The 8758-nt window shown below is 63.7% G+C and carries 9 protein-coding genes; 8 read left to right on the top strand and 1 reads right to left on the bottom strand.

Annotated elements, in window-relative coordinates; translation table 11 throughout:
- The first annotated feature begins 5 nt into the window (after positions 1-5).
- Complete coding sequence (rluD, locus tag GPA27_RS22485; RefSeq protein ID WP_256223080.1) at positions 6-968, top strand: 23S rRNA pseudouridine(1911/1915/1917) synthase RluD; 963 nt, start codon at positions 6-8, stop codon at positions 966-968.
- Positions 965-1708, top strand: a complete 744-nt coding sequence (gene pgeF, locus GPA27_RS22490) for a peptidoglycan editing factor PgeF (protein WP_169142663.1) — start codon at positions 965-967, stop codon at positions 1706-1708. Before rluD ends, pgeF begins: the two co-directional genes overlap by 4 nt.
- Positions 1709-1720: 12 nt before the next feature.
- Here pgeF and GPA27_RS22495 read toward each other — a convergent pair whose 3' ends face one another.
- Positions 1721-1945, bottom strand: coding sequence for a hypothetical protein (locus tag GPA27_RS22495; protein ID WP_169142664.1), 225 nt, complete (start codon positions 1943-1945; stop codon positions 1721-1723).
- Between the two features lie 119 nt (positions 1946-2064).
- Here GPA27_RS22495 and phaC point away from each other — a divergent pair, with 119 nt between their 5' ends.
- The 6 genes from phaC (at position 2065) to rssA (ending at position 8737) form a co-directional block, all read left to right on the top strand.
- The gene (phaC, locus tag GPA27_RS22500) at positions 2065-3807 is read left to right on the top strand and encodes a class I poly(R)-hydroxyalkanoic acid synthase (RefSeq protein WP_169142665.1); all 1743 of its coding nucleotides are present in this window, start codon (positions 2065-2067) and stop codon (positions 3805-3807) included.
- Positions 3808-3920: 113 nt separating this feature from the next.
- Positions 3921-4661 (top strand): acetoacetyl-CoA reductase, encoded by a 741-nt coding sequence (phbB, locus tag GPA27_RS22505; RefSeq protein WP_169142666.1) that lies wholly within the window; start codon positions 3921-3923, stop codon positions 4659-4661.
- A gap of 213 nt (positions 4662-4874) precedes the next feature.
- The gene (locus GPA27_RS22510; protein WP_169142667.1) at positions 4875-5615 is read left to right on the top strand and encodes a beta-ketoacyl-ACP reductase; all 741 of its coding nucleotides are present in this window, start codon (positions 4875-4877) and stop codon (positions 5613-5615) included.
- Between the two features lie 126 nt (positions 5616-5741).
- The gene (phaR, locus tag GPA27_RS22515; RefSeq protein ID WP_169142668.1) at positions 5742-6371 is read left to right on the top strand and encodes a polyhydroxyalkanoate synthesis repressor PhaR; all 630 of its coding nucleotides are present in this window, start codon (positions 5742-5744) and stop codon (positions 6369-6371) included.
- Positions 6372-6424: 53 nt separating this feature from the next.
- Complete coding sequence (rimO, locus tag GPA27_RS22520; protein WP_169142669.1) at positions 6425-7756, top strand: 30S ribosomal protein S12 methylthiotransferase RimO; 1332 nt, start codon at positions 6425-6427, stop codon at positions 7754-7756.
- 15 nt (positions 7757-7771) lie between these two features.
- Entirely contained in the window at positions 7772-8737 is a 966-nt protein-coding gene (gene rssA / locus GPA27_RS22525; protein ID WP_169142670.1) for a patatin-like phospholipase RssA, read from the top strand.
- The last annotated feature ends 21 nt before the right edge of the window (positions 8738-8758 follow it).

Here is an 8758-nt window from a genome sequence, read left to right on the forward strand (position 1 = left end):
CTCGCGTGAATGAACCGGACGATTATAGCCCACTGGACGAGGCTGCTTCGCACCACAGGCTGACGATACCGGGCGACTGTGCCGGCCTGCGGCTCGACCAGGCGCTCGCGCGCCTGTTTCCCGCGCACTCGCGCAGCCGCCTGCAAGGCTGGCTCAAGTCCGGGCGAGTCAGCCTCAATGGAGGCTTTCACGATCCGAAGTTCAAGGTCTGGGGTGGCGAGATCCTCGAAGTCGACGCGGCGCCAGCGCCTGAGGAAGTCGCCGAGACCCCCGAGGACATCCCGCTCACCATCGCCTACGAGGACGCCCACATCCTCGTCATCGACAAACCGGTCGGGCTCGTCGTGCATCCCGGCAGCGGCAACTGGAGCGGGACGCTCCTTAATGCCCTGCTGCACCACGCGCCCGAGCTTGCCACCATACCGCGCGCCGGCATCGTGCATCGCCTTGACAAGGACACCAGCGGTCTGATGGTCGTCGCACGCACCCTTGAGGCGCAGACCGACCTCGTCCGCCAGCTTCAGGCGCGCACCGTCAGGCGTCACTACCTCGCGCTCGTGCACGGAACGGTGACCGGTCCCGGCGTCGTCGATGCATCGATCGGCCGGCACCCGTCGCAGCGCACGAAGATGGCCGTGCATTCGGCCGGTCGCGTGGCGGTCACGCGCTATTCCGTGCGCGAACACTTCGCCCGCGCGACCCTCGTCGAGTGCCGGCTCGAGACCGGGCGGACACACCAGATCCGTGTCCACATGGCGCACATCGGCCATCCGCTGGTCGGTGACGCGACCTACGGGCGGCGGCGAAGCGGCTGCGCGACACTCGATGCTTTCCCGCGGCAGGCGCTGCACGCCTTCCGCCTGGGTCTCGTGCATCCGGCAACCGGGAAGGAAATGGCCTGGGAGTCGCCATTGCCCGACGATTTCGACAGCCTGCTTGCAATCATCCGCGCGGAGACGTCTGCATGAGTCCAGACTGGTTCGAACCCGACTGGCCCGCTCCCGAGCGCGTGCGCGCGCTGGTCACGACGCGACACGGCGGCGTTAGCGACGGACCCTGGGCAAGCATGAATCTCGGCGCCCACGTCGGAGATTCACCGATCGCGGTCGCCCGCAACCGGGCCATCCTGCGCGCAGTCGTGCCCTCGGAGCCGCGCTGGCTGGAGCAGATCCACGGCACTGACGTATGCGATGCCGCAAACCCGATCGCCGACGGTGTTCCGCCGCGTGCCGACGCTTCGGTTGCGCGCGAGGCCGGTGCGGTATGTGTTGTGATGACGGCGGACTGCCTGCCGGTGCTGTTCTGCGATGACGATGGCTCGGTCGTGGCCGCCGCCCACGCCGGATGGCGGGGGCTTGCGGCGGGTATTCTCGATGCGGCGGTGGCACGCATGGATGTGGCGCCCGCGCGCATCATGGCGTGGATGGGCCCCGCCATCGGCCCGGACGCCTTCGAGGTTGGCGGCGAGGTTCGGGAATGCTTCATTGCGGCCGACATGGGCGCCGAGAGTGCATTCCATCCGGCGGAACTGCCCGGCAAGTGGTATGCGGATCTGTTCGAGCTCGCGCGCCGGCGCCTGCACTCGATCGGGATCGAGCGGGTGTACGGCGGCGACGTATGCACTTACTCCGACCCCTTGCGCTGGTTCTCATACCGTCGCGACGGGGTGACGGGACGGCTGGCTTCGCTGGTTTGGCTCTCCGATTGAGGGTCTGCCTTGCTATTGATCGATATTCGAATCGGTTCTATCGTTCGATGGTGCCTCGTTCATGTCTTCGCAGCGGGCTGCCGTGCGGCGGCGAGCCGGGGTTCCTGCAAGCCAGAGGAAAAGGGCCAGCGGGCCGACGCCCCAGAACACGAAGGTGAGCACGCCGCCGACGACCGTCGTGTCCGAGATCGCCGCGATCAGCACGACGTACAGCCAGGCAATTGCGATAATGTACATGGCGCCGATTCTACCTGCGACAGTGCGGGTAAGGCGCCGCGGACCGTGCGCGGTCCAGGGAGAATCTAGGTGACCAGCGAATTCCGTATGCGTCCGAACCAGCGCCTCAGGAGGGGCTGATGTCCGAATCCGACAACAATCAGGGCAACCCCGCGATCACGGGAATGCTGCAGTTCGGCCAGGCGATGGCGCAGAACTTCTTTCAGGCCCTCGCGCGCCAGCATGCGGTCATGCAGGACAGCAGTGGCGAGGCCGCGCCGGGCGTCTCCCTCCCGGAAACCGAAGCGTTCGCGCGCCTGCAGCAGGACTTCGCTGCGCGCCACGTTGCGCTGTGGTCAACGATGCTGCAACTGAAGCCGGGCGAGAAGGCCGCTCCCGTCATTGCCCCTCCGCCGGGTGACCGGCGATTTGCGGCACCGGAATGGAGCGACAGCCCTGTCTTCGACTACATCCGCCAGGCCTACCTGCTGAACGCCAGCTTCCTCAGCCAAGTCTCGGACGAACTGCCGATGGCCGACGGGCGCGCCAAGTCGCGTTTGCAGTTCCTGACGCGGCAATACGTCGATGCGCTGGCGCCGTCCAATTTCGCTGCCACGAATCCCGAATTCGTCAAGGCCGCCCTCGAAACCGAAGGCGAAAGCATCACCCGCGGAATCAAGAACCTGATCGCCGATCTCGAGAAGGGCCGGGTGTCGATGACCGACGACGGGGCTTTCGAAGTTGGACGCAACATTGCCGTTTCGCCTGGTGCCGTCATCTACGAAAACGAGCTGATGCAACTCATCCAGTACGCACCGCTGACCGACAAGGTCGCCCAGGTGCCGCTGCTGATCGTGCCGCCGTGCATTAACAAGTTCTACATCCTGGATCTGCAGCCCGACAACTCCCTCGTGCGTTTCACGGTGGAGAAAGGCTTCACGGTCTTCCTCGTGTCGTGGAAGAACCCCACGGCGGCCGAATCCACGGCGAGCTGGGACGATTACCTCGAGAAAGGGCCGCTCAAGGCGCTGGAAGTCGTGCGCACCGTCACGCGCGTGAAGAAACCGAACGTGCTCGGATTCTGTGTCGGTGGCACGATATTGACGTCGGCGCTCGGTGTCGCGCGTGCGCGTGGCGAAGATCCGGTTGCGAGCCTTACGCTCATGACCACTTTGCTCGATTTCGCGGATGCGGGCGAACTTGGCTGCCTGGTTGACGAGGCGAGCGTGACGGCTCGCGAAGCTGCCATCGGCAAAGGGGGGCTGCTTCCCGGTCAGGAACTGGCGAACGTCTTTTCGGCGCTGCGTGCCAACGACCTCATCTGGCAATACGTCGTCGGCAACTACCTGAAGGGCAACAAGCCGCAGGCCTTCGACCTGCTTTATTGGAACTCCGACAGCACGAACCTGCCGGGGCCGTTCCTGACGTGGTATTTGCGTAACATGTATCTGGAAAATAACCTGCGCATGCCGGGTAAGCTCAAGATGCTCGGTGCAAAGGTCGATCTGCGCAAGGTCGACGTGCCCGCGTATCTGCTCGCGACGCGCGAAGATCACATCGTTCCGTGGAAGGGCGCCTACCTTTCGCGCGGACTGCTGGGAGGAGAAACCACCTTCGTGCTCGGTGCGAGCGGGCACATCGCCGGTGCGATCAATGCGGCGTCGAAAAACCGCCGCAGCTACTGGGTGAACGCCTCCGGCGCGGCCGATCCGGAAGAATGGCTGGACGGAGCCGCCGAGCAGAAGGGCAGCTGGTGGCTGCACTGGATCGAATGGCTCAGGCCGTATGGGGGCAAACAGGTTGCAGCGCGCGGCCGGCTTGGCAATGCGAAGTTCGCGCCGATCGAGCCCGCGCCCGGTCGTTACGTCAAGGAAAAGGCCTGACGCGCACGCGCCGGCGCGGAACATGAATCATCCAGCGGCAGCAGACACGGGGGGCGCTGCCGGAAGTGACTGGAAACCCTTCGTTAAACGACCAACGGGAGAGGAGGAAGTTTATGGCAAGAGTTGCACTAGTGACCGGTGGCATGGGTGGCCTGGGCGAGGCGGTCTGCATCAAGCTCGCTGCGCTGGGCTACAGGGTCGTGACGACGCATTCCCCGGGCAACACCAAGGCCGCTGACTGGCTGCAGACCATGAACAACATGGGCTACGGCTTCAAGGCCTATCCCTGCGATGTGTCGGATTTCGATTCATGCAAGACATGCGTCGAAACCGTCACGCGGGAAGTGGGGCCCGTGGATGTGCTGGTGAATAACGCCGGGATCACCCGCGACATGACCTTCAAGAAGATGACGAAGGCCGACTGGGATGCCGTCATCTCCACGAACCTCGACAGCGTGTTCAACATGACCAAGCAGGTCATGGACGGCATGGTCGAGCGCAAGTGGGGGCGCGTCATCAATGTTTCGTCGGTCAATGGCCAGAAAGGTGCATTCGGCCAGACCAACTACTCCGCTGCGAAGGCGGGGATGCATGGCTTCACCAAGGCGCTGGCGCTGGAAGTTGCGCGTAGTGGGGTGACCGTCAACACCATCTCGCCGGGATACATCGGTACCAAGATGGTGATGGCAATCCCGCAGGAAATCCTTGAATCCAAGATCCTGCCGCAGATTCCGGTGTCACGACTGGGCAAGCCAGAGGAAATCGCCGGCCTGGTGGCCTACCTGTCGTCTGAGGAGGCTGCGTTCGTGACCGGCGCCAATATTTCCATCAACGGCGGCCAGCACATGTTCTGACCGGGACCGTATCCGGTTCTGCAGCGGCGCGTTTCCGAAAGGAGCGCGCCGTTTTATTTTCCTTTTGCAGTGCAGCAATCTCGTCGAAAAGTCCCTATAATTTACCCGCTTTGCGGTATGCACTGCCGCACGGTTGTCAGAGGAGGTGCGTTGCGGACGACTGTCGCGCGACTCGACGCGCCTCCCATCACCAATCTGCAAGAGGATTGCACCATGACTCAGAAAGTCGCACTCGTTACCGGCGCCATGGGCGGTTTGGGCACCGCGATCTGTCAGGCCCTGGCAAAGGACGGCCTGAAGGTTGTCGCCAACTGTCTGCCGGGTTTCCCTCAGAAGGATGAGTGGCTTGCCAAGCAGAAGGAAGTCGGCTTCGAGTTCATCGCTGCCGAAGGTGACGTGTCCGATTACGAATCCTGCAAGGCAATGGTCGCCAAGATCGAAGCCGAAGTCGGCGCGATCGACGTCCTGGTGAACAACGCCGGCATCACCCGCGACAAGTTCTTCCCCAAGATGGAGAAGGGCCAGTGGGATGCGGTGATCAACACCAACCTCAACAGCCTGTTCAACGTCACCCACCACGTTTCGCCGAAGATGGCCGAGCGCGGCTGGGGGCGCATCATCAACATCTCCTCGGTGAATGGCGTCAAGGGTCAGGCGGGGCAGACCAACTACTCTACGGCGAAGGCCGGCGTGCTGGGTTTCACCAAGGCGCTCGCCGCCGAACTGGCGACCAAGGGCGTCACCGTCAATGCCATCGCCCCGGGCTACATCGGTACCGAGATGGTCATGGCGATCCGCGAGGATATCCGCCAGGGCATCATCGACACGGTGCCGATGAAGCGTCTCGGCAAGCCCGAGGAAATCGGCGCGCTGTGTTCCTACCTCGCGTCCGAACTGGCTGGCTACGTGACGGGTGCGACCATCAATATCAACGGTGGCCTCCACATGTGCTGATGCAGTATTCCGCGTTCGCGGATCGCTGCGAGACCCCGCCGAACGGCGGGGTTTTTATTTCTGCACCGCGGTATAATTTTGTTGAACGTGGAGAGCGGAATTGACCGCCGACGAGGAGAGGCATTGATGGCTGAGCAGTCGCGTCTTATCAAGAAGTATCCCAACCGCCGTCTGTACGACACCCGGACCAGCTCTTACATCACGCTGGCCGATGTGAAGGAACTCGTGCTGGCGCGGGAGGAGTTTCAGGTCGTCGATGCCAAGACGGGCGAGGATCTCACGCGCAGCATCCTCCTCCAGATCATTCTCGAGGAAGAGGCGGGCGGAGCCCCCATGTTCACCAGCGACCTGCTCGCGCACATGATCCGTTTCTACGGAAATGCGACGCAGGGGATGATGGGCAAGTACCTCGAGAACAACATCAAGGCCTTCACCGAAATGCAGGCCAAGCTGCAGGAGCAGACCCAGGCGATCTACGGCGAGAACAGCCCGATCAGCCAGGATCTGTGGGCGCAGTTCCTCAATTTCCAGGGGCCCGCGCTGCAGAGCGTGATGGGCACCTACGTCGATCAGAGCAAGAAGATGTTCTCGCAGATGCAGGAGCAGATCGAGAACCAGACGCGCAGCATCTTCACCGGTTTCCCTTTCCCGAACTACGCTCCGGCCACCAAGGAAGAGCAGGCCGCACCGCAGGCTGCCAAGGAAACGAAGCCGGAAGCGCCTGCAGCGAAAAGCGGCCGTTCGAGCCAGAAATAACATTCCGGCCGGGGTCATTCCGGACCCCGGTCAGAGCACCTCCCCCTGAGAGCATGACCCAGCACAAGACCCCTGGCGTACCGCGAGTCGGTTTCGTCTCCCTCGGCTGTCCCAAGGCGACTGTCGATTCCGAACACATCCTCACGCGCTTGCGGGGCGAGGGCTACGAAATCTCCGGCAGCTATGACGACGCCGATCTCGTGGTCGTCAATACCTGCGGCTTCATCGATGCCGCCGTCGAGGAATCGCTAGACGCGATCGGCGAGGCGCTGGCCGAGAACGGCAAGGTCATCGTCACCGGCTGCCTTGGCGCCAAGGACGATGTCGTGATGGCGGCGCATCCGCAGGTTCTCGCCGTCACCGGTCCGCACGCGACCGATGCGGTGATGAAGGCCGTTCACCAGCACCTGCCCAAACCGCACGACCCCTTCACCGACCTGGTTCCGCCGCAGGGTATCCGCCTTACGCCGAATCATTACGCTTACCTGAAGATCTCCGAAGGCTGCAACCACCGCTGCACCTTCTGCATCATTCCGTCGCTGCGCGGTGACCTCGTGTCGCGCCCGATCCACGAAGTGATGCGCGAAGCCGAATCCCTGGTGGATGCGGGCGTCAAGGAGCTCCTGGTCGTCTCGCAGGACACCAGCGCATACGGCGTTGACACCAGGTACCGCACGGGCTTCTGGAACGGGCGCCCCATCAAGACGCGCCTGCTCGACCTCGCGAAAGCGCTGGGCGAACTCGGCGTATGGGTCCGCATGCACTACGTCTATCCTTACCCCAGCGTGGACGAGCTCATCCCGCTGATGGCCGAAGGCAAGATCCTCCCCTATCTCGACATTCCGTTCCAGCACGCCAGTCCGCGCATCCTCAAGGCCATGCGGCGCCCGGCGAACGCCGAGAACGTGCTCGAACGCATCCGCATCTGGCGCAGTATCTGCCCGGACCTGACGATCCGCTCCACCTTCATCACCGGATTCCCCGGCGAAACCGACGAGGACTTCGAGCTGCTGTTGCAGTTCCTCGAGGAGGCTAAGCTCGATCGGGTCGGTGCGTTCGCGTATTCCCCTGTCGAGGGGGCTGAGGCGAACCAGCTCCCGGACCCGGTTCCCGATGAAGTGCGTGAAGAGCGTCGCATGCGTCTGATGGAGTTCCAGGAAGACATCTCGACCCAGCGCCTCGAGCGCTGGATCGGCCGCGAGATGACTGTTCTCGTGGATGACATCGAGGAGGACGGCGCGGTCGCGCGCTCCCCCGGGGATGCGCCCGAGATCGACGGCCTCGTCATCATCCCGAATGGTGAGGGGCTCGAACCCGGCGAATTCGCCCGGGTGCGCATCACCGACTGCGACGTGCATGACCTGTACGCCGAGCCGATAGCCTGATAGGGCGCCTAGCCGATGTTCGAGCCGACGCCGCAGAATTCTGGCAAGTCCGGCCCCGTCATCGGATTGGCGCTCGGCAGCGGCGCCGCGCGCGGCTGGGCCCACCTTGGCGTGCTGCGCGTGCTTGCCCGCGAGGGGATCGAGCCGCAGATCATCTGCGGCTGTTCCATCGGTGCCTTCGTCGGCGCAGCCATGGCGTCGGGCGACCTCGAGAAACTCACCCATTGGGCCGAGGCGCTCAAGTGGCAGGATGTGGTCTCCCTGCTCGACGTGAGCCTGCGCGGCGGTCTCATCAAGGGCGAGAAGCTCATCCAGTTCTTCGAACGCAACTTTGTCGATCGCGATTTCTCGCAGCTCGACCGCAGGTTCGCGTGCGTTGCAACCGAACTTGAAACGGGGCGCGAGATCTGGCTGCGCGAGGGAAGCGTCGCGCAGGCCGTGCGCGCCTCGATCGCATTGCCCGGACTGTTCACGCCCATCGTGCGCGACGGCCGTCTTCTCGTCGATGGCGGGCTCGTCAATCCTGTGCCCGTATCGCTGTGTCGTGCGATGGGGGCCGACGTCGTCATTGCGGTCGATCTGGGTTCGGACATGATCGGCAAGGCGTGGCGCGCCAACCCGGTGGAGCAGGTCGAAGAGACCTCCGAAGGCTGGACCGAGCGGATCTTCGCGCGCCTCGGCCTGTCGATCAACGGGAATGGCAATGGACGTGGCCCCCAGGTGGTCGGTGCCGAAGCATCCCTTCCGTCCCTGATGACCGTGCTCACGTCCAGCATCAACATCATGCAGGTGCGCATCGCGCGCAGCCGCCTGGCGGGCGAACCCGCCGACGTGCAGGTTTCGCCGCGGCTCGCGCATATCGGCACGATGGACTTCCATCGAGCCAGCGAAGCGATCGCAGAAGGCGAGGCTGCGGTCGCGAGCATGTTGCCGGCCCTGCGCTACGCGCTCGGGCATGCGGTCCCGGGAGTTGGGGCGTGAACGAGCTGCTCGGGGCGCTGG

The sequence above is a fragment of the Aromatoleum toluolicum genome (assembly GCF_012911005.2).
GTDB classification, from domain to species: Bacteria; Pseudomonadota; Gammaproteobacteria; order Burkholderiales; family Rhodocyclaceae; genus Aromatoleum; species Aromatoleum toluolicum.